This window comes from Flavobacterium oncorhynchi, assembly GCF_002217355.1.
GTDB lineage: Bacteria > Bacteroidota > Bacteroidia > Flavobacteriales > Flavobacteriaceae > Flavobacterium > Flavobacterium oncorhynchi.
Genome location: NZ_MUHA01000003.1, coordinates 207,487 through 228,571, shown reverse-complemented (window position 1 = coordinate 228,571; position 21,085 = coordinate 207,487). Strand labels below are relative to the sequence as shown.

General features: G+C 34.3%; 18 protein-coding genes. 10 read left to right on the top strand and 8 right to left on the bottom strand.

The window, feature by feature from the left end; translation table 11 throughout:
- Window positions 1-37: 37 nt before the first annotated feature.
- The 5 genes from porV to B0A75_RS02055 all read left to right on the top strand — a co-directional run bounded on the left by porV (window position 38) and on the right by B0A75_RS02055 (window position 6,596).
- Window positions 38-1,246, top strand: a complete 1,209-nt coding sequence (porV, locus tag B0A75_RS02075) for a type IX secretion system outer membrane channel protein PorV (protein ID WP_089052631.1) — start codon at window positions 38-40, stop codon at window positions 1,244-1,246.
- 78 nt (window positions 1,247-1,324) lie between these two features.
- Window positions 1,325-1,807, top strand: a complete 483-nt coding sequence (gene cdd, locus B0A75_RS02070; protein WP_089052630.1) for a cytidine deaminase — start codon at window positions 1,325-1,327, stop codon at window positions 1,805-1,807.
- A gap of 158 nt (window positions 1,808-1,965) precedes the next feature.
- Window positions 1,966-2,964: a pyruvate dehydrogenase (acetyl-transferring) E1 component subunit alpha gene (pdhA, locus tag B0A75_RS02065; RefSeq protein ID WP_089052629.1), complete on the top strand. Its 999-nt coding sequence runs from the start codon at window positions 1,966-1,968 to the stop codon at window positions 2,962-2,964.
- Between the two features lie 4 nt (window positions 2,965-2,968).
- Complete coding sequence (locus B0A75_RS02060) at window positions 2,969-4,633, top strand: pyruvate dehydrogenase complex dihydrolipoamide acetyltransferase (protein ID WP_089052628.1); 1,665 nt, start codon at window positions 2,969-2,971, stop codon at window positions 4,631-4,633.
- Window positions 4,634-4,748: 115 nt separating this feature from the next.
- Window positions 4,749-6,596: a hydrolase/aminopeptidase gene (locus B0A75_RS02055; RefSeq protein WP_089052627.1), complete on the top strand. Its 1,848-nt coding sequence runs from the start codon at window positions 4,749-4,751 to the stop codon at window positions 6,594-6,596.
- Window positions 6,597-6,696: 100 nt separating this feature from the next.
- Here the strand turns inward: B0A75_RS02055 and B0A75_RS02050 are convergent, their stop codons facing one another.
- Window positions 6,697-7,941: a glycosyltransferase gene (locus B0A75_RS02050; RefSeq protein ID WP_089052626.1), complete on the bottom strand. Its 1,245-nt coding sequence runs from the start codon at window positions 7,939-7,941 to the stop codon at window positions 6,697-6,699.
- A gap of 114 nt (window positions 7,942-8,055) precedes the next feature.
- Here B0A75_RS02050 and miaE point away from each other — a divergent pair, with 114 nt between their 5' ends.
- Together miaE and B0A75_RS02040 are read left to right on the top strand one after the other, a co-directional pair.
- Entirely contained in the window at window positions 8,056-8,637 is a 582-nt protein-coding gene (gene miaE / locus B0A75_RS02045; protein WP_089052625.1) for a tRNA-(ms[2]io[6]A)-hydroxylase, read from the top strand.
- 49 nt (window positions 8,638-8,686) lie between these two features.
- Window positions 8,687-11,449 carry an AsmA-like C-terminal region-containing protein gene (locus tag B0A75_RS02040; RefSeq protein WP_089052624.1) on the top strand — a complete coding sequence of 921 codons (2,763 nt, stop codon included), beginning with the start codon at window positions 8,687-8,689 and terminating at the stop codon, window positions 11,447-11,449.
- Between the two features lie 260 nt (window positions 11,450-11,709).
- On the opposite strand, the gene rpmA is transcribed toward B0A75_RS02040, so the two are convergent.
- On the bottom strand, window positions 11,710-11,970 hold the full coding sequence (rpmA, locus tag B0A75_RS02035; RefSeq protein WP_017497241.1) for a 50S ribosomal protein L27: 261 nt from the start codon (window positions 11,968-11,970) through the stop codon (window positions 11,710-11,712).
- A gap of 24 nt (window positions 11,971-11,994) precedes the next feature.
- A complete protein-coding gene (gene rplU, locus B0A75_RS02030; RefSeq protein ID WP_068844917.1) occupies window positions 11,995-12,432 on the bottom strand; it encodes a 50S ribosomal protein L21 in 438 nt (145 codons plus the stop codon).
- A gap of 272 nt (window positions 12,433-12,704) precedes the next feature.
- Between rplU and B0A75_RS02025 the strand changes: the two genes are divergently transcribed.
- Both B0A75_RS02025 and B0A75_RS02020 read left to right on the top strand, forming a co-directional pair.
- Window positions 12,705-14,027, top strand: coding sequence for a M16 family metallopeptidase (locus B0A75_RS02025; RefSeq protein ID WP_089052623.1), 1,323 nt, complete (start codon window positions 12,705-12,707; stop codon window positions 14,025-14,027).
- Window positions 14,028-14,039: 12 nt separating this feature from the next.
- A complete protein-coding gene (locus B0A75_RS02020) occupies window positions 14,040-16,088 on the top strand; it encodes a M16 family metallopeptidase (RefSeq protein ID WP_208861254.1) in 2,049 nt (682 codons plus the stop codon).
- A gap of 184 nt (window positions 16,089-16,272) precedes the next feature.
- On the opposite strand, the gene B0A75_RS02015 is transcribed toward B0A75_RS02020, so the two are convergent.
- Entirely contained in the window at window positions 16,273-17,139 is an 867-nt protein-coding gene (locus tag B0A75_RS02015; protein ID WP_089052621.1) for a DMT family transporter, read from the bottom strand.
- A 101-nt stretch (window positions 17,140-17,240) separates the two neighbouring features.
- Here B0A75_RS02015 and B0A75_RS02010 point away from each other — a divergent pair, with 101 nt between their 5' ends.
- Window positions 17,241-17,624, top strand: coding sequence for a heavy-metal-associated domain-containing protein (locus tag B0A75_RS02010; protein WP_089052620.1), 384 nt, complete (start codon window positions 17,241-17,243; stop codon window positions 17,622-17,624).
- A 55-nt stretch (window positions 17,625-17,679) separates the two neighbouring features.
- Here the strand turns inward: B0A75_RS02010 and gldD are convergent, their stop codons facing one another.
- Genes gldD through mutY form a run of 4 tightly spaced genes read right to left on the bottom strand, consistent with a single transcriptional unit; the run spans window position 17,680 to window position 21,082 of the window.
- A complete protein-coding gene (gene gldD / locus B0A75_RS02005; RefSeq protein WP_089052619.1) occupies window positions 17,680-18,240 on the bottom strand; it encodes a gliding motility lipoprotein GldD in 561 nt (186 codons plus the stop codon).
- Complete coding sequence (locus B0A75_RS02000; RefSeq protein ID WP_089052618.1) at window positions 18,240-19,535, bottom strand: gliding motility-associated protein GldE; 1,296 nt, start codon at window positions 19,533-19,535, stop codon at window positions 18,240-18,242. Before B0A75_RS02000 ends, gldD begins: the two co-directional genes overlap by 1 nt.
- Window positions 19,536-19,558: 23 nt before the next feature.
- Window positions 19,559-19,999, bottom strand: coding sequence for a single-stranded DNA-binding protein (locus B0A75_RS01995; RefSeq protein ID WP_089052617.1), 441 nt, complete (start codon window positions 19,997-19,999; stop codon window positions 19,559-19,561).
- A 36-nt stretch (window positions 20,000-20,035) separates the two neighbouring features.
- Window positions 20,036-21,082: an A/G-specific adenine glycosylase gene (gene mutY / locus B0A75_RS01990; protein WP_089052616.1), complete on the bottom strand. Its 1,047-nt coding sequence runs from the start codon at window positions 21,080-21,082 to the stop codon at window positions 20,036-20,038.
- Between the last annotated feature and the right edge of the window lie 3 nt (window positions 21,083-21,085).

The following is a 21,085-nucleotide window of genomic DNA, read 5'->3' as shown; positions in this document are numbered from 1 at the left end:
ATATATATTTGTAACATAAATACCTTTATCCCCACAAATGAAAAAAATATCGTTTTTAGTAATTTCTTTATTAATTATTTCATTCGCAAAAGCCCAAAATATTGAACGCCCCATTACAACAGGAGTACCCTTTTTATTAGTTGCTGCAGATGCGAGAGCTGCCGGTCTTGCCGATCAAGGTGTTGCTACTTCTGCCGATGTTTTTTCTCAACAATGGAATCCCGCCAAATATGCTTTTTCTGAAGACGCACAAGGTTTATCAATCAGCTACACACCTTATTTAACAGATCTAGCCAATGACATTTCACTTGGACAATTAACTTATTACAACAAAATAAACGAACGAAGTGCTTTTGCAGGAAGTCTTAGATATTTTGGTTTTGGAGGAATTGAACTAAGAGAAACTGGAGATCCAAGTGAACCTACCAGAGAAGTAAGCCCAAATGAACTTGCATTTGACGGTTCTTACTCATTAAAATTAAGCGAAAAATTCTCGATGGCAGTTGCCGCACGTTTTATCAGCTCAAACCTAAAAATTCCATCTGGAGAAGTCGATGCTTCTGCCGCTAGATCATTTGCTGTAGACGTAGCTGGTTTTTATCAATCAGAAGAAATTGCATACCGTGATTTTAACGGAAGATGGAGAGCAGGTTTCAATGTTCAAAATTTAGGCCAAAAAATAAGCTATGACAACGACGATTTAAGCTCAAACTTTTTGCCTGCAAATTTAAGAGTTGGTGGTGGATTTGATTTTATTTTTGATGATTACAACAAATTAGCAGTTTCTGTAGAGCTGACAAAACTTTTAGTCCCTACACCTCCTGGACCTGGAACACCTGTAGATACAAATAGCGATGGCGATTTTACAGATCCTGAAGACATCTCACAAGAAGAAGCAAATTCTATAAACTATAAAAACTACAAAGATACAGGCTGGGTATCAGGAATATTCAAATCATTTGGAGATGCACCGGGAGGCTTCAGTGAAGAGATAAAAGAAATAACCTACAGTGTTGCTGCAGAATATATGTATCAAGATGCCTTTGCTATGCGTTTAGGTTATTACCACGAAAGCCCAATGAAAGGAGCAAAACAGTTCTTTTCTTTAGGAGCAGGATTTAAATACAACATCATGAAAGTTGACGTGTCTTATTTATTCTCATCATCAAATGTTAAAAATCCTTTAGAAAACACACTTCGCTTTTCTTTAACCTTTAACTTTGGAGACAAATACGAAGTATATTAAAAAGATCAAATAAAAAACAATCACAAATCCAAATCTCTAAGTTTTTAGAAATTTGGATTTTTTTTCCCATAAAAAGAAATGAAAGAAATAAGCATTACATCATCATTTACAGTTTATGAATCGATAAAAGAAGTTTCAGAAGAAATTCAAGATTTAATGACACAGGCGGTAGAAATTCGTAAAAAAGCATATGCGCCCTATTCTCAATTTAGAGTTGGAGCCGCTTTACTTTTAGACAACGGAAAAATAGTTTTAGGCTCAAATCAAGAAAATGCTGCCTATCCATCAGGATTATGTGCTGAAAGGGTTGCTATTTTTCATGCAGGAAGTATTTATCCAGAAGCCAAAATTTTAAAAATAGCTATTACAGCAGCTTCAGACACCAATCAAACCAAAGCACCGATTCCGCCTTGTGGATCGTGTCGACAATCTATTGCAGAATACGAAATCAAACAAGACACCCCTATTGAAATCTATTTTATGGGCGAAATTGGCGAAGTTTATAAATCAGCATCCCTAAAAAATTTACTCCCTTTTATGTTTGATAAAAAGTTCTTGTAAAAAAAAGCCAAAAAGTGCCTTTTAAATTTTACTTCTTAATAGGAATGTCTTATTTTTGCATCCCGACCTTTCGGGCGCAAATTTGTGGGAGGAAACTATTTTGCGTTATAGGCAACAATTGATAACACAAACAAACTTTAGCAAAAGAAAGAATTCAGATGAAAGAAGTTACAAAAGAAGTATATTTAAAGTGGTACGAAGACATGCTGCTTTGGAGAAAGTTTGAAGACAAACTTGCAGCATTATACATTCAACAAAAAGTTAGAGGTTTTTTACACCTATATAATGGTCAAGAAGCTGTATTAGCAGGTGCATTGCACGCTATGGACTTGACTAAAGACAAAATGATTACTGCATACAGAAACCACGTTCAGCCAATTGGTATGGGAGTTGATCCTAGAAACGTAATGGCAGAACTTTTAGGAAAAGCAACAGGTACCTCTAAAGGCATGGGAGGTTCTATGCACATTTTCTCTAAAGAACACCGTTTTTACGGAGGGCACGGAATCGTAGGTGGACAAATTCCTGTGGGAGCTGGTTTAGCTTTTGCAGATAAATATTTCAATACCGGCGGTGTTACCATGACTTACTTTGGTGACGGAGCTGCTAGACAAGGTTCATTACACGAAGCTTTCAACATGGCTATGTTATGGAAATTACCAGTTGTATTTATCGTTGAAAACAACGGTTATGCAATGGGAACTTCTGTTGAAAGAACTGCAAATCATACCGACATCTGGAAACTTGGTTTAGGTTACGAAATGCCTTGCGGACCAGTTGACGGAATGAATCCTGTAAAAGTTGCCGAAGCAATGACCGAAGCAATTGACAGAGCTCGTCGTGGAGACGGACCAACTTTCCTTGAAATGAAAACGTACCGTTACAGAGGACACTCTATGTCTGATGCACAATTATACCGTTCTAAAGAAGAGGTTGAAGAGTACAAAAAAATCGACCCAATTACACAAGTTCTTGATGTAATCTTGGATCAAAAATACGCTACTGAAGAAGAAATTGAAGTAATTGACCAAAGAGTTAAAGACTTGGTTGAAGAGTGTCAGAAATTTGCTGAAGAATCTCCATATCCAGACTTACAACAATTATACGACGTAGTATACGCACAAGAAGACTATCCATTTACACCTCATAAACTATAACATCATGGCGATTAAAGTAACTATGCCTCGTTTGAGCGATACTATGACGGAAGGAACGGTAGCAACTTGGCTTAAAAAAGTAGGCGACAAAATCAGCGAAGGAGATATTCTTGCTGAAATTGAAACAGACAAAGCAACAATGGAGTTCGAATCTTTTAACGAAGGAACTCTTTTACATATTGGAATTCAAGCTGGAGAAACTGCTCCTGTTGATTCATTATTAGCAATCATTGGTAAAGAAGGAGAAGATATTTCTGCTCTTTTAGCTGGTGGTGACGCTCCTGCTGCCGAAGCTCCTAAAGCGGATGCTTCTGCTGCTGAAGCAAAAACAGAAACCGCTGCTCCTGCAAAAGCCGCAACTGAATTACCAAAAGGTGTTATCGTTGTAACTATGCCACGTTTGAGCGACACTATGACCGAAGGTACAGTAGCAACTTGGTTGAAAAAAGTTGGCGACACTGTAGCTGAAGGTGATATTTTAGCAGAAATTGAAACAGACAAAGCTACTATGGAGTTTGAGTCTTTCAATGCTGGAACATTATTATACATCGGAATTCAAGAAGGAAACACTGCACCAGTTGACAGCTTACTAGCAATCATTGGACCTGCAGGAACTGATATTTCTGGAATTGCCGACAATTATACCGCTGGAGGCGCTGCAACTGCAAGTGCTCCTGCTGCAGAAGAAACAAAAGCTGCTCCTGCTGCTGCTCAAGCAACTGAAACTGTTGCTGAAACTTCAAACGGAGGAAGAATTTTAGCTTCACCTTTAGCTAAGAAAATTGCTTCTGACAAAGGAATTCAATTAAGCCAAGTTAAAGGATCTGGAGAAAATGGACGTATCGTGAAAAGCGATATCGAAAACTTTACTCCATCTGCACAAGCACAACCTGCTGCTTCGACATCTGCTGCTAAACAAGAAGCATCTGCTGCTAAACAAGAAGCATCTGCTCCTGCTGCACCAAAAGTATTTGTTCCTGCTGGTGAAGTTTACACAGAAGAGATCAAAAACTCTCAAATGCGTAAAATTATTGCAAAACGTCTTGCAGAATCTTTATTTACAGCTCCTCACTACAACTTAGTGATCGAAGTAAGCATGGACGAAGCAATGGGCGCAAGAGCTACAATCAATACTGTTCCTGATACAAAAGTATCTTTCAACGATATGGTAATTAAAGCTTGTGCTTTAGCATTGAAAAAACACCCAAAAATCAACTCTCAGTGGAAAGAAGATGCAATCATCATCAACCACCACGTAAATATTGGTGTAGCTGTAGCTGTTGAAGACGGATTAGTAGTTCCTGTATTACGATTTACTGACGCCATGAGTTTATCTCAAATTGGTGCTTCAGTAAGAGATCTTGCAGGAAGAGCTAAAAACAAAAAATTGGGACCACAAGAAATGGAAGGAAGTACTTTTACAGTATCTAACCTTGGAATGTTTGGTATTACTGAATTCAATTCAATTATCAACCAGCCAAACTCTGCTATCCTTTCTGTAGGTGCAATTGTTGAGAAACCAGTAGTTAAAAACGGTCAAATCGTAGTTGGAAACACAATGATGTTATCATTAGCTTGTGACCACAGAACAATTGACGGTGCAACTGGCGCTCAGTTCTTACAAACATTAAAACAATACATCGAAAGCCCAGTTACAATGTTGGCATAATTTACATATGTCAGCCTGAGCGAAGTCTAAGGTTATATTTAATAAAATCCCGTTTTGTTTATTCAAAACGGGATTTTTTGTTTAATTTTCGCCCACAAATTCAATACTTGATAAAATGAAAAAACTAATCCTTGCAACTTTATTCCTAGCAGCAATCGCCTGTCAGAAAAAAGACCAAACAGAAAAACCAGCAGTCGTTACAGACGAACACAGCTATTCTAAACCAGAACTAGCTGTCGTTAAACATCTAGATCTTGACATAAAAGTTGATTTTGATACGCAGACTATTTCTGGAAAAGCATCTTGGCTAATTGACAACATCAGTAAAGGAAACGAGATTATTTTCGACGAAAACACTTTAAATATTACCAAAGTAACTTTAGGTGATGATGAAAAAGAAACTAAGTTTGAACTTGGAAAGGATACTGAATTTCACGGAAAACCACTTCATATCACAATAGAACCAAATACAACAAAAGTAAACATCTACTACAACACCACTAAAGACGCAGTAGCTTTACAATGGTTAAAACCAGAACAAACAGCAGACAAAAAGAAACCTTTTCTTTTCTCTCAAGGAGAAAGCGTTTGGTCACGTACTTGGATACCTTGTCAGGATTCACCAGGAATTCGTTTTACTTATAATGCAAAAGTTACAGTTCCTAAAGATTTACTAGCGATAATGAGCGCTGTAAATCCGCAGAAGAAAAATGACACTGGAGTTTACACATTTAAACAAGACAAAGCAATTCCATCTTATTTAATGGCAATTGCAGTTGGAGACATTGAATTTCAATCTATCGACAACAGAACCGGTGTTTACGCAGAACCATCAATGCTGAAAAAATCAGCTTGGGAATTTGCAGAGCTTGGAAAAATGGTTGTTGCTGCCGAAAAACTTTATGGCCCATATCGTTGGGGACGTTACGATGTTTTGGTTTTACCACCAAGTTTCCCTTATGGCGGAATGGAAAATCCTAACTTAACATTCTTAACTCCGGGGGTTATCGCAGGAGATCGTTCATTAACCAGCTTATTAGCTCATGAATTAGGTCACAGCTGGAGCGGAAATTTAGTTACAAATGCAACTTGGGATGATATTTGGTTAAACGAAGGTTTTACAACTTATGTTGAACATCGAATTGGCGAAGCAATCTTTGGTCAAAAAGAATTTGAAATGCAAAACGTTATCATTCGTAAAGAATTAGTTGATAATGTAGCTGAATATGGAGATACAAATCCTGATACGAGACTAAAAGTGAGCCTTACAGGAAGAAACCCTGATGATGGAATCAGCATGATTCCATATGTAAAAGGATACGCCTTTTTGAGAGTAATTGAAAACGCTGTAGGACGCGAAAAATTTGATGTTTTTATCAAAAACTATTTTGATGCTCACGCTTTCAAATCAATCACTACCGATGATTTTATCAAATATTTTAACGAGAACCTTATTAAAGGAGACAAAGCTCTTGCTGATAAAATAAAACTGGAAGATTGGATTTTCAAACCTGGAATTCCATCAAATATAACTCCTGTAAGCTCTCCCGATTTTGACGCTATTGATAAAATCCAAAAAAGCTGGCGAGAAACCGGCGTAAAAGGTTTAAGCGAAAAAATTAAAACAACTACAGAAAAACAACATTTTATAGATCATCTTCCAACAGATATTACACCAAAAGAAATGGAAGAACTTGATAAGGAATTCAACTTTACAAATGGCGGTAATTTTATCATCAAGCGCCAATGGTTTGTTCAGGCAATTCGCCATCAATACAAAGCTGCTAATCCTGCAATCGAACAATTTTTAATTGGAAGCAGCAGAACCGGATCTGTAATGATGCTTTATAAAGAAATGGTAAAAACACCTGAGGGAAAAGTTTGGGCAAACCAAATTTTCAACAAAGCAAAATCCGGCTATCATGCCACAACTATTCAAGATATAAAAGGCACTTTAAAATAGTTTTCAGTCTGCATTAAAACTCAAAACTCCCAATTACAATTGTAATTGGGAGTTTTTTTCTTTAAAACTAAACATTAGTTTTAAAGAAAAAAACTAATGTTTAGTTTTTATTCTTAGCCTCAATCCATTTCGACATGTACATTGTACTTCTGTATGCATGATGCTGCAATAAATTCCCCATAAAATTATGCAGACGATGCTCATCAGAATTCATCAATAGTGAATTTACCTTTATCATTAATTCATCGGCATAATTATCTTTCTGATAACATTCATTTATAATCACAATACCATTTTTTTGAGATTGTAACCAGAGATTTTCGTCTTGATAAAGTGCGATAGCTTTTTTTGCAAATTCCTGCGGATCGTTCTCTATAAATCCATTCCAATTTAATACTCCGCTCATTGCTTCTGCACCAATAGTTGTGGTTACACTCGGAGTTCCGCACTGCATAGCTTCCAACAACTTTCCTTTTAAACCAGCTCCAAAACGAATTGGCGCCAAAACTACTCTTGATTTTTTTACAACTTCATTAGCATTTACAGCCCTTCCCATAATAAAAAACCCATTCTTAGGCTGATGCAATTGCAATACTTTCTGTGACGGATAAGCACCGTAAACCTCTAAAACTGCCTCTGGAAAATCCTTTTTTAACAAAGGCCAAATAGATTCTTTTAAATATTGAACCGTATTCCAATTTGGTTCATGAAGAAAATTTCCAATAAAAACAAAATGCTTTCGATCTTCAAAAGAAGGTAATCTCAACAAACTTTCTTCAGTCATTTCATCAACTAAAAACGGCAGATAAAACAACAAACTTGGGCTGATTTTAAAAACATCTTTTAAAATATCCATTTCAAACTGAGAAATCATTAAAGAAAAATCACATCTTAAAATACTGGCGATCTCCCGTTTTGCGACTTCTTCAGACAACAAATCAGTAAGCTGAAAAACCCTATTTTCCTTAAATGCCTTTTGCCTTGCCGTCCTTAAACAATGTAAATCTTCTGTATCTAATAATCGAATTGTATTAGGGCAATTTTCCGTTACGCGCCAGCCAAACTGTTCCTCAATCATAAAACGATCAAACAAAACCACATCTGGATTTAATTCAATTATAAAATCATCAAAAGTTGAACTATTTAATTCGATACTCTTTTTTTCGACACCAAACTCAGACAAGTCAACCATATATTCGCTGTCTAAAGCCGGGCTTGCAAATGTAATTTGATATCCATTTGCGATAAAAACAGAAATCAACTGCATCATTCTCCCACCCGCAGCAGAAGAATTTGGCTCAGGCCAGACAAATCCAATTATTAAAAGTTTTTTTATCTGATTCATCATTTTTTTTTCAACTTACAAAATAATGCTTTTTTGAGCGTATTTGAACGATATTTGCTGACTTTTCGTCATAAAAAACACTAATTTTGCAAGAACTAAAAATGCAAGGAAATTATGTTGGGATTAAAATTAGCTACAGACCCGCGCTGGGTAAATATTGTGGAGTCGAATATTGAAGAAATTTTGACAGATCACGCCTGGTGCGAACAAAAAGCCGCTTCGAATGCAATAAGTATTGTTACTTATAATTCTGAATTAGAAGAATTGGTAACCGAAATGCTCATAATTGCACGCGAAGAGTTGGAACATTTACAAATGGTACATGATGTTATAAAAAAACGCGGACTTACTTTAGGACGTGAACGCAAAGACCACTATGTAAATGAGCTGTTTAAATTCATGAAAAAAGACGGAAGCAGACGTGATGCACTATGTGACCGTTTATTATTCTCAGCAATGATTGAAGCCCGAAGCTGTGAACGCTTTAAAGTTCTTTCGGAAAATATTAAAGATGAAGAATTAACCAAATTTTATCGTGATTTAATGATTTCTGAAGCGGGACATTATACTACTTTTTTAGGATTTGCAAGAAAATACCAAGACAATATTGACATCGATAAACGATGGAAAGAATGGATTGAATATGAAGGTTCTATTATTACCAATTATGGTAAAAAAGAAACTGTACACGGATAAATAAACTCTTTTTTTGACATTATTATTTTACTAAATACCACAAATTACTATGCAAAAAAGTAAATCCAAATCGATCGTATTTAAAATTGCCAAGTATTTAGGGATAACTTTCGCCGTTATTATAGGATTGTTATTTTTAACACCTATTGTTTTTGAAGATCAAATTAAAGATCAAATCAAAAAAATTGCCAACGAAAGACTAAGCGCCGAACTCAATTATTCTGATGTTTCGGTTTCTTTTTTTCGTCATTTCCCATCTCTTACATTAACCCTGGACAATTTAAGTCTTAACGGTTCAGCTCCATACACAAACGAAAAGTTTATTACTGCCAAAGAAGTTTCTTTTGGAATAAATGTTGCCAGTTTAATTTTTAGCAAATCTGTAAAAATTGATCAGATTTATCTATCGGATTCCTTTATAAATGTAAAAGTAAACCCAAGCGGAGAAGCAAATTACAATATTTACAAATCACAGGCCGCAGCCACAGAAGATAAAGACAGCACAGAAACTGCCTTGAAATTAGAACGAATTGAAATACTGAACAGTAAGATTATTTACGACGATCAATCAACAAAGATTCACTTCGACGCTTTTGGATTCAATTACTTAGGAAAAGGAGATTTAAATAAAGCTGTTTTTGATTTATACTCAAAAGCTAAAATTGAAAAACTAAATATCGTTTACGAAAATGAACCTTATTTAATGAATAAAAAAGTCAATGCTGATCTAATTACAAAAGTCAACATTAACTCCTTATCGTTTTTCTTTCAACAGAATAACTTAAAAATAAACCAGCTTTTAATTGATTTCAAAGGAAAATTTGATTTCTTAAAAGACGGCTACAATATGGATTTTGTAATAAAATCTGACAACAGCGATTTGCACGATGTTTTCACTGCTTTTCCTCCTAAATACATTACTTGGTTATCAAAAACCGAAATAAGAGGAAACACCAATTTACTTCTAACTTTAAAAGGAGATTATATTGCATCAAAAAATATAGCTCCTGACTTGAATCTTGACCTAAAAATAGACAGTGGATTTGTGAATTACAACAAAAGTCCTTTTCCTGTTTCAAATTTAAACTTAGATGTAAAAACTAAAGTTCCGTCTTTAAACCCTGATCTTTTAACGGTTGACGCAAAGAACTTATCGCTAAACATGAACAAAGATTATTTGAAATCTAAGTTTCATGTAAAAGGCATAAACACTCCTGAAATCAATGCTGATTTTAAATCTAAAATTGATCTTGAAAAGCTGACTAAAGCACTTGGAATTCCAAAAATCGAATTAAAAGGAGCTTTGACAAGTGATGTAAAAGCCAATGGAAAATTTGATTTAAAAAACAAACTTTTACCTGTTACTAACGGAACTATCGATTTAGAAAACGGATATTTAAAAACACCTTATTATCCAAATCCAATTACCAATATCACGATAAAATCTAAAATCGATAATCCAAAGGGAACTTTTGGCGACTTAAGTGTTAAACTAAAACCAGCTCAATTTACTTTTGAAGGAAAACCTGTTTTTGTTGAAGCAGATTTAAGCAATTTTGATGATTTAGCTTACGACATCAAAGCAAAGGGCGAACTTGATGTGAACAAAATATATAAGGTTTTCTCACAAAAAGGTCTTGACCTTGACGGTTTCGTAAAAGCTGACGTGGTGTTGAAAGGAAAACAAAGCGATGCCGAAAAAGGAAATTACAGCAAACTATACAACAAAGGAACGCTGGAACTTAGAAACATCGGAATTACATCTGAATACCTGCCTAAAAAATTCATTATTAAAGAAGGAATTTTCAAAATCAATCAGGACAAAATGTCTTTCAACAACTTTTTGGCAGCCTATGGCCAATCTGATTTTAAAATGAATGGATATTTACAGAATGTTTTTAACTATGTAACAACAAATACAGGTGTATTAAAAGGCAAATTCAAAGCCACTTCGCGATACATTAATGTTGATGAATTTATGTCGAACACAAGTGCAGAAACCTCTGTAACACAAAATTCATCGCCAAAAACAGAAACAAAACAAGCAGAAAATACACAAACAGGAGTTATTATAATTCCAACAAATTTGAATTTACAGTTTAACGCTGTCGCTCAAAAAGTAAGTTTTGACAAACTTAAACTTCAAAATGCAGTTGGTAATTTAAGCATGAACAAAGGAAAATTATCAATGCAGAATACCGGATTTAATTTAATTGGCTGTAATGTTTCTATGAATGCAAATTACCAAGCTGTGACGCCTCAAAAAGCCAATTTTGATTACGCGATAAAAGCAGCTGATTTTGACATTAAAAGAGCTTATAATGAAATTGAGGTTTTTAGAAAAATGGCAAGTGCTGCTGAGAAAGCTCAAGGTATTGTGTCTTTAGATTATCAACTAAAAGGGCGTTTAAATGGTAAAATGGAACCTGTTTATCCATCACTTTCTGGAGGTGGAATTCTTTCTGTTAAAGATGTAAAAGTAAGAGGTCTAAAAATGTTCACCGCCGTTAGCAAGGAAACAAGTACAGAAGCCATTAAAAATCCTGATCTTTCTAAAGTAGATATTAAGACTACGATTAAAAACAACATTATGACTGTTGAACGTTTTAAATTTAAATTTGCCGGTTTCCGACCAAGAATTGAAGGTACAACAAGTTTAGACGGAAAACTGAATTTAAAAATGCGTTTAGGCTTGCCTCCATTTGGAATATTTGGTATTCCACTTACAGTTACAGGAACTCAAGACAATCCAAAAATAAAAGTTGGAAGAAAATCTCAAGATTTAGAAGAAACTAAAGACACGGAAGAATAGAAGGATTAAATTCCAATCTCACCAATATTAGCCTTTGTCAAAATTTTAAACTTTGACAAAGGTTTTTTTATTTATCTAAAATCTAATCCAAATCTTGTCATTTCGACCGGAGGGNNCCCTCCGGTCGAAATGACAAAAAAATGAACCAAATAAAACAAAGTAAACGTAAATCCTCTTACACAACTTATATAGTAAAACTTATATAAAACAAAAAACCCGATCTTTTCAGAACGGGTTTTTTATAAATAGTAATCTAATGATTATGCTTCGAATGGAAGGATAGATACATAAGATTTATTATCTTTTTTCTTTTGGAACTTAACAACTCCTGCTACTCTTGCGTGTAGTGTGTGATCTTTACTGATGTAAACATTTTCACCTGGATTGTGTTTTGAACCTCTTTGTCTAACGATGATGTTCCCAGCAATAGCAGCTTGACCACCAAAAATCTTAACGCCTAAACGTTTTGATTCTGATTCTCTACCATTCTTCGAACTACCGACACCTTTCTTGTGAGCCATGACGTATGAGTTTAAATATTGTTATTATTCTTTAGTAGCTTCTTTTTTTGCTTTTGGAGCTGCTTTTTTAGCTTTAGGAGCTTCTACTTCTTCAGTAGCTGCATCTTCTGCTACAACTGCTTTTTTAGCCGCTGCTTTTTTAGTTCCTCCTGCTGCAGTAATACCTTCAATTACAATTTGTGTAAGATATTGTCTGTGACCATTTCTCTTTTTGTATCCTTTTCTTCTTTTCTTTTTGAAAACGATAACTTTATCACCTTTTAAGTGTTGTAACACTTTAGCTTCTACTGAAGCACCTTCTATAGCTGGGGCGCCTAAAGTTACATTTCCGTTATCATCTAATAAAAGAACTTTGTCAAAAGAAACTTTTGAACCTTCTTCATTAGCTAAACGGTGAACATAAACCTTTAAGTCTTTGCTTACTTTAAATTGTTGCCCTGCTATCTCTACGATTGCATACATACCAAATTGATTTATTGATTTTTAAGGTTGCAAATATACAACTATTAATTTACTGTGCAATTCCTAATTCTAAAAATATTTAATTTACCCTAAAGTCTCTTTTTCAAGCACTTCAACTGCTATTTAAAACCACAAACAGGTGTAAAATACTGTTAAATTAATCATGTATCGCTTAAAATTTAAAAAAAGTACGCAAAAAAAACTATTTTTGATGTAACTATAATTAATTCAGGACTACCTATTATTTAGGTAAATAAAAATTATTAATCTCTATGAAAAATTCAATAATGATGTTAAGTGCTGCACTAATGCTTGGCGGAGTTGCTCATGCTCAAAAAGTAGTTTTTGAAGAATACAATTTAGACAATGGCATGCATGTAATTTTACACAATGATCCCTCTGCTCCTGTTGTTATCACTTCTGTAATGTACCATGTTGGTTCAAAAGACGAACGCCCAGATCGTACTGGTTTTGCACATTTCTTTGAACATTTATTATTTGAAGGAACTCAAAATATCAAACGCGGAGAATGGATGAAAATCGTTACCGCAAATGGCGGTGTCAACAACGCCAACACTTCGGATGACAGAACTTATTATTACGAAGTATTCCCATCTAACAGTTTAGAACTAGGTTTATGGATGGAGTCAGAACGTTTAATGCATCCAATTATCAATAAAATTGGCGTTGAAACACAAAATGAAGTTGTTAAGGAAGAAAAAAGGATGCGTTATGACAACCAGCCGTACGGAAACATCTTACCTGAGGTTAAAAAGAACATGTTCAAAAACCATCCATACCGTTGGACTACAATTGGCTCTATGAAAGATTTAGATGCTGCAACTCTTGAAGAATTCCAAGCATTTAACAAAAAGTTCTATACTCCAAATAATGCTGTTTTAGTAGTAGCAGGAGATTTTGACAAAGCCAAAACTAAAGAATGGATTCAAAAATATTTTGCTCCAATTCCAAGAGGTGAAGAGGTAAAAAAACAAACTTTTATCGAAGAACCAATTACCAAAACAATAAAAGCAACTTACGAAGATCCAAACATTCAAATTCCAATGATTGTCGCTTCATACAGAACACCATCTATGAAAACGAGAGATGCTAGGGTTTTAGATCTAATTTCTTCGTATTTAAGCGACGGAAAAAGTTCTAAGCTATACAAAAAAATAGTTGACGACAAAAAAATGGCACTTCAAATTGGAGCAGTCGGCTTCAGCCAGGAAGATTACGGAACATATATTTTATATGGCCTACCAATGGCACCGCATACAACTGCAGATGTTTTAAAAGAAATGGACGAAGAGATTGTAAAAATTCAAACTGATCTGATTTCTGAGAAAGATTACGAAAAACTGCAAAACAAATTCGACAACAATTTTGTAAACGCAAATGCAACTGTTGAAGGAATTGCTGAAAATCTAGCTTCATATTACTTACTTTATGGCGATGTAAACCTGATTAATACTGAAATTGATCTTTACCACTCTATCACAAGAGAAGAAATTAGAGAAGTTGCCAAAAAGTATTTAAACCCAAATCAGCGTTTAATTTTAGATTACATCCCTTCAACTAAAGTTCAAAATTAAGAGCCTCGAATCATGAAAAAAATACATACAGTTTTAATCCTTTTATTCCTAACTGGAATTATGCAAGCACAAGATCGTCCACAACCAAAACCAGGAAATCCGCCTGTAGTCAACATCAAAAAACCGCAAACTTTTGTTTTGGCAAACGGAATGAAAGTTTTGATAGTTGAAAATCATAAATTACCTAGAGTAAGTTTCAATCTTACGCTGGACAACGCGCCTTTTGCCGAAGGAAATAAAAAAGGCGTTGATGAGCTAACCAGCAGTTTGATTGGCAACGGAACCAAAAAAACTACAAAAGAAAGTTTTAATGAAGAAATAGATTTTTATGGCGCCAACATTAATTTCTCTTCATCAGGAGCCTATGCCAGCTCACTTTCTAAATATTCAGGAAGAGTTCTTGAACTTTTAGCCGAAGGAGCTTTACAACCTAATTTTACTCAAGCTGAATTTGATAAGGAAAAAGCAAAGCTGCTAGAAGGTCTTAAAGCTGACGAGAAAAGTGTTCCCGCAATTGCTAATCGTGTAGTTGACGTTTTGGCTTTTGGAAAAAACCATCCTTCTGGAGAATATTTATCTGAACAAACGGTAAAAAATGTAACACTTGCTGATGTTCAAGCCAATTACAATACTTATTTTGTTCCTGAAAATGCTTATTTGGTAATTATTGGAGATATTAAATTTAAAGAAACAAAAGCTGCAGTCGAAAAACTTTTTAGTGGTTGGAAAAAACAAGCCGCTCCAAAAAACACTTATCCAAATCCAGAGAATGTTTCTAAACTTCAAATTGATTTTGTGGATGTGCCAAATGCCGTTCAATCTGAAATTTCATTGGTAAATACCGTAAATTTAAGAATGAGTGATCCTGATTTTTTCCCTGCCGCAATTGCAAATCAAATTCTGGGAGGTGATTTCAACAGTTATTTAAATATGAATTTACGTGAGAAGCACGCTTGGACCTATGGAGCGAGCTCAAGTATTGGAAGCGGAAAATATGTAACTAAATTCAAAGCTTCATCTGCAGTTAGAAACACCGTTACAGACAGCGCAGTTGTTCAATTTATAAAAGAAATAAAAAGAATCAGAACTGAAAAAGTTTCTGAAGATGTTCTTAAAAATGTAAAAGCTGGATACATTGGCCGTTTTGTAATGCAGGTCGAAAAACCGCAAGCCGTAGCGCGCTATGCTCTAAACATCGAAACAGAAAAGCTTCCTGCTGATTTCTACGAAAAATACATCCAAACGATTAACAATGTTACTGCAGATGATATTTACCGTGTAGCGAATAAATATTTCTTACTGGACAATATGAGAATTGTAATCGCTGGAAAAGGTTCTGATGTAATTACAGGCTTGGAAAAACTTCAAATTCCGATTTATTATTTTGACAAATACGGAAATCCGGTTGAGAAACCAGCAACAAAAAAAGAGGTTCCAACTGGGATCACTGCTAAAACTGTTTTCGAAAACTACATTAAAGCAATTGGTGGAGAAAAAGCAGTAACAGCTGTAAAAACCCTTTATATGAACGGAACTACAACAGTTCCGCAAGCTCCATCTCCACTTACTTTTACTTCAAAATTAGATTCAAAAGGAAAAATGATGGTGTCTCTTGCAATGGGACCAATGAATTTAATGAAACAAGTTGTAAACGACAAAGGTGCATATATCGAACAACAAGGAAAACGTAAAAACCTTGAAGGAAATGATCTTGCCGAAATGAAAGCCAATGCAGCTCCTTTTGAAGAATTACAGTTAGTTAAAAGAGCAGATTTGAAAGTTGAAGGTATTGAACCAATTAACGGAAGCGATGCTTATGCAATCAAAGATGGAAAAACAACTTACTTCTACGATGTAAAATCAGGATTAAAAACTGCAGAAGCTAAAACTCGTGAACAAGACGGAAAATCAAATACACAAATAACAAACTTTAACGACTACAAAGAGGTAAAAGGTGTAAAAGTTCCTTTTAACTTAATACAAAATGTAGGTTTTGAATTAGACATTAAAATGTCTGATATCAAGATCAATGAAGGTGTTTCGGATGCAGATTTTCTTTAGAAAGGTTCTGAGCCACTAAGTCGCTAAGGCTCTAAGATTTTTTCAAAGCTTTGTCAAAGTTTAAAACTTTGACAAAGCTTTTTTATTTCTCGTTTTGTCACCCTGAGCGAAGTCGAAGGGCGTAAAAGACTTCGACTTCGTTCAGCCTGACAATCGATATCATCTCACATCTACTACTAAAAGCCTACTTCTTAGCCGATAAATAAACACCAAGCAAAATAACAAATGCTCCAAAAAACTGAACTGGAGTCAACATTTCGTTATCTAACAATCCCCAGAAAAAAGCAACTATCGGAATTAGATATGTTACTGATGTTGCGAAGACAGGTGAAGAAATTTGAATCAGTTTAAAAAACAAAACATTAGCAATTCCAGTTCCTAATACCCCAAGAATCATTACAAAAAATATTGAATGCTGTGCGGTTTCAATATCTATTCTATGAGAAATATCGGTCGTGCTTAAAATGATTAATGCCGGTAAAAGCAAAACCATAAAATTTCCAGTTGTGATACTCACCGAATTTAGATCTGACAGATATTTTTTGATTAAATTGACATTTATCGCATAACAAATAGTTGCAATCACTACTAAAATAACATAATAGTAATTTTGTCCTGGATGCGATGAAGCTCCGCTTAAAACTAATAACAAACATCCGATTAATCCAACAAAAACACCTAGAACCTGACGTTTCTGGAATTGGATTCCGAAAATAACAATTCCCAAAACCAATGTATTTAAAGGCGTTAGAGAGTTTAAAATCGCTACTATAGAACTATCAACTTCAGTTTCGGCAATTGCAAAAAGATATGCTGGAGTAAAAGTTCCAAAAAAAGATGTTATTGCAACAAATTTCCACTGACGGCGTGAAATTTTCTTCAAGCTCTTAAACCCGATAATAAATAAAAATAAGGCTGCAAAAATTATTCGGAATGAACCAACCTGAACTGCCGTCAAACCAACTAAACCTCTTTTAATTAAGATAAAAGAACTTCCCCAGATCAACGAAAGCACCAGTAAATAACCCCACTTCAACTGTTTTGCATCCATAAATAGTATTTTACTGCAAATTTGTAATTATTTTACGAACTAACCTCTTGGTTTTTATTAATTTTGCAACAAACATATCAAATATCTTAAAATCATACATAATGAAATTCACAAAAACTATAGCTGTTATAGCAATTGCAAGTTTAGCATTTGTAAGCTGCAAAAAAGAAGAAGACAAAAGCTTAAGCTTAATTAAAGCTCAAGCCGAAAAAGAAGCTCCAAAAGAGCACAAAGCAATAGCGGCTGAGAATGTACAAACTGCAAGTTTTGAAATCGAAGGAATGACTTGCGCTATGGGATGTGCAAAAACAATCGAGAAAGAACTATCTAATTTAGAAGGAGTAGAAAAAGCTGCTGTTGATTTTGACAAAAAAACGGCAACTGTTACTTTTGACAAAACTGTTCAAAATCAAGAAAACTTAACAAAAGTTGTTCAAGAAACTGGTGACGGAAAAACATACAAAGTTTTAAATTTCAAATCTTAAGTTTAAAACTTACAAGTAAAAACGGCGTTCAATTGAACGCCGTTTTTATCTCTTCTTACTTCCATTTTAATGTTTCCATCAATCGCTGCATATCATTTTTGATATAGCTGGCAGCCGGCATAATCGAATCAAAGTTTGGTTTTGCATAAAAATAAACAGAACCTATTACAAAATGCTTTGTACTATCTGTTACATAAAATTGTGAGTTTGTAGCAGCATTTCCGTCAACCTGATAAAACATTCCATATACTTTTTTCTCAGGATTTAAATAGGGCTGTTCTAGAATATCATCAGCTTTTATAACATGCTCATAAGTAAGTTTCTGAGCATCTCTCAAAAGCTTGTCAATGTTTCCATTTACAGGCTTGTAGGTCAAATAAATTGTCGCTTTCATCTTTGGATACGTAATTGCAAATCCGCAGTCTTTTTCGCCTTTAATTACAGCGTCTTCATTCATTTGAAAAGCAAAAGGGCAATTGTTTTCAAAATTGACATATTTTGCCTCTGGGTAATCTAATCTAAGGAAACTTGCAGGTTTAGGCAAAACATCATCTTTACAGCTTACAACTGTTAATGCCAGCAAAATTGCAGTTACCAAAATTATTTTTTTAAACATTATTCTATTGTTACTTTTATTTGTTTAACACGTTTTTTATCAACTGTTTCAATTGTAAAAACACAGTTTTCGAAAATCACTTTTTGATCTTTCTTTGGGAAATTTCCTAAAATTTCTAAAATAAATCCCGCCAATGTTTCCGCCTCACCTTTGCGAGATTCAAAAACATCTTCGTCAACATCAACAATTCGATAGAAATCTTTTAGATTTATTTTTCCTTCAAAAAGAAAATTCTTTTCATCTATTTGAGAATAATTTAAGTTTTCATCATCAAATTCATCACTAATATCGCCTACAATTTCTTCTATAATATCTTCTAAAGAAACCAATCCAGAAGTCCCGCCGTACTCATCAACAACAATAGCCAAATGACTTTTTAAGCTCTGAAAATCTTTTAATAAATTATCTAGTTTCTTGTTCTCAGGAACAAAAAAAGCTTCTCTTATTAATGAAGTCCAATCAAAATCATCTTTATCAATATGCGGCAGCAAGTCTTTAACAAACAAAACACCTTCTATTTGATCTATATTGTCACGATATACAGGTATTCTAGAAAATCCTTTCTCGATAATCTTCGGACAGATAGCTTCAAATGACTCTGATATTTCCAAAGCAAAAATATCAATTCTCGGACTCATAACCTGCTTGGTATCTGTATTTCCAAAAGAAACAATTCCTTCTAAAATTTTCTGTTCTTCTGTTGAAGTTCCTTCCGAATCAGTTAATTCCAAAGCTTGAGAAAGCTGATTAATCGAAAAGTTATTTTTTTGTTTCCCTAATTTATTATGCAAATACAAAGTAAGACTGCGCATAGGAAGACTAATTGGTGTAAGCAATTTGTCTAAAACTGAAATGGGATAAACAAAACGATTAACAAACTTTATATTGTTTCTGCTTGCATACACTTTAGGCAAAACTTCTGCAAACAACAAGATTAAAAAAGTAACTAAAATGACTTCTAAAATAAACTTAAGAACTGGAGAACTAACACCATTAAATAAATTTCGGCCAACGAAAGAAAACAATATAACAACTCCAATATTCAAAAAATTATTGGCAACTAACAATGTTGCTAATAGTTTTTTGGGTTTATCTAAAAGATCAGAAATGATTTTTCCCTTTGAGAAATTTTCCTGCAGTGTTTGGTCGATATCTTTCTGAGACAAAGAGAAGAGTGCAACTTCGGCTCCTGAAACAATGGCCGATAGAAAAAGTAAAATAAATATTCCGACAAAACCAATAATTAAATTGATGTCTAAAGTTGAAGTAAAAAGTAAACTGGGCTCCGGGTCCAAATTAAAATAAATTAGTTAAACAATCAGAAGGGCAGATCATTTATTGGCAACCCTTCATTTGAAGCATCAAAGTTAGTATTTTTTGCGGATTCTGAATCTTGATTTGGTTTATGATTTGCAGTTTCTTTTTTTGTCGTAAGAAAAGTAAACTCAGTAACTTGAATTTCGGTCGTATATTTTGTAGTACCATCCTCAGCTTGCCATTGTCTGGATTTTATACGCCCTTCAACATATATCTTATCTCCTTTTGAAAGATATTTTTCACAAATTTCAGCTGCCTTATTACGTACAACTAGATTATGCCATTCTGTTGAAGTTATTTTTTCATTGGTTGTTTTATTAATATAAACTTCGTTTGTCGCCAATTGAAAACGCCCAATACAGTTTCCTCCATCAAAATAATGCATTTTTACATCATCGCCTAAGTGCCCAATAAGCATGACTTTGTTTAATGTTCCATTCATAATAATAGCGGTATTTCTACCAAAGATACATTTTATTTAGCAAATTAATTCCTGCTTTTCTAGAAAATTATAAATTACAATAGGAAAAGGAAATGCTTTTACATCTACCATATTAACACCCTTTTCTATTACCTCCTCAATCTTTATTTTCCAAAATTGAATATGCAAATGCTGATGCGAAAGCTTGTGCACCAAAGCCGCATTATGATATTCCTCTATACCTATAATAGTATAAGAACAAAAAAGATCATTTTTTACAGCTTCTGAAACAAAATCAAATCCTTCAATTTCCTTTGTTTCAAGAAGAGGAAACTCATACAAATTATGCCAGATTCCTTTTGCGGTTCTTTTTTGTATCTGCGTATTTCCTAAGGCATCTTCTAAAATTAAATAATTAAAGAAACGATTGGTAACTTTTACTTTTTTTGATTTTACAGGCAAATCCATAACCTTCTTTTTTTGAAGCGCTGCACAACTATCATTAAAATCACAAATCGTACAATTAGGACTTTTAGGCACACATTGCAAGGCGCCAAACTCCATTATCGCCTGATTAAAAATTGCCGGATTATCTTTTGGCATCAATTCGTATGCAAGTTCAGTAAACTCTTTTTTAGTAGCAGGAATCGCTATATCAGATTCAATATCAAAATAACGCGAAAGTACTCTAAACACATTTCCATCAACAACCGGAACCGCTTCATTATAGGAGAAAGAAGCTATAGCAGCCGCTGTATACTCGCCTACCCCTTTCAAACTTAAAAGCTCTTTATAAGCAGCAGGAAAACTTCCGCCTAAATCAAATGCCACATATTTTGCCGTTTTATGTAAATTTCGAGCACGTGAATAATAGCCAAGTCCCTGCCAAAGTTTCAAAACCTGCTCTTCAGAGGCATTTGCAAGATCAAAAACAGTAGGAAACTCCTTAGTAAAAGCAAAAAAGTAAGGCATTCCTTGCGCAACTCTTGTTTGCTGCAGCATAATTTCTGAGAGCCAAATTTGGTATGGATCGGTCGTATTTCGCCATGGAAGATCACGCTTGTTTTGTAAATACCATTTTATCAGTGTGTTATGAAAATCCATATT

Coding starts and splice junctions, on each gene's coding strand:
- porV (WP_089052631.1), top strand. CDS start 38: ATGAAAAAAATATCGTTTTTAGTAATTTCTTTATTAATTATTTCATTC.
- cdd (WP_089052630.1), top strand. CDS start 1,325: ATGAAAGAAATAAGCATTACATCATCATTTACAGTTTATGAATCGATA.
- pdhA (WP_089052629.1), top strand. CDS start 1,966: ATGAAAGAAGTTACAAAAGAAGTATATTTAAAGTGGTACGAAGACATG.
- B0A75_RS02060 (WP_089052628.1), top strand. CDS start 2,969: ATGGCGATTAAAGTAACTATGCCTCGTTTGAGCGATACTATGACGGAA.
- B0A75_RS02055 (WP_089052627.1), top strand. CDS start 4,749: ATGAAAAAACTAATCCTTGCAACTTTATTCCTAGCAGCAATCGCCTGT.
- B0A75_RS02050 (WP_089052626.1), bottom strand. CDS start 7,941: ATGAATCAGATAAAAAAACTTTTAATAATTGGATTTGTCTGGCCTGAG.
- miaE (WP_089052625.1), top strand. CDS start 8,056: ATGTTGGGATTAAAATTAGCTACAGACCCGCGCTGGGTAAATATTGTG.
- B0A75_RS02040 (WP_089052624.1), top strand. CDS start 8,687: ATGCAAAAAAGTAAATCCAAATCGATCGTATTTAAAATTGCCAAGTAT.
- rpmA (WP_017497241.1), bottom strand. CDS start 11,970: ATGGCTCACAAGAAAGGTGTCGGTAGTTCGAAGAATGGTAGAGAATCA.
- rplU (WP_068844917.1), bottom strand. CDS start 12,432: ATGTATGCAATCGTAGAGATAGCAGGGCAACAATTTAAAGTAAGCAAA.
- B0A75_RS02025 (WP_089052623.1), top strand. CDS start 12,705: ATGAAAAATTCAATAATGATGTTAAGTGCTGCACTAATGCTTGGCGGA.
- B0A75_RS02020 (WP_208861254.1), top strand. CDS start 14,040: ATGAAAAAAATACATACAGTTTTAATCCTTTTATTCCTAACTGGAATT.
- B0A75_RS02015 (WP_089052621.1), bottom strand. CDS start 17,139: ATGGATGCAAAACAGTTGAAGTGGGGTTATTTACTGGTGCTTTCGTTG.
- B0A75_RS02010 (WP_089052620.1), top strand. CDS start 17,241: ATGAAATTCACAAAAACTATAGCTGTTATAGCAATTGCAAGTTTAGCA.
- gldD (WP_089052619.1), bottom strand. CDS start 18,240: ATGTTTAAAAAAATAATTTTGGTAACTGCAATTTTGCTGGCATTAACA.
- B0A75_RS01995 (WP_089052617.1), bottom strand. CDS start 19,999: ATGAATGGAACATTAAACAAAGTCATGCTTATTGGGCACTTAGGCGAT.
- mutY (WP_089052616.1), bottom strand. CDS start 21,082: ATGGATTTTCATAACACACTGATAAAATGGTATTTACAAAACAAGCGT.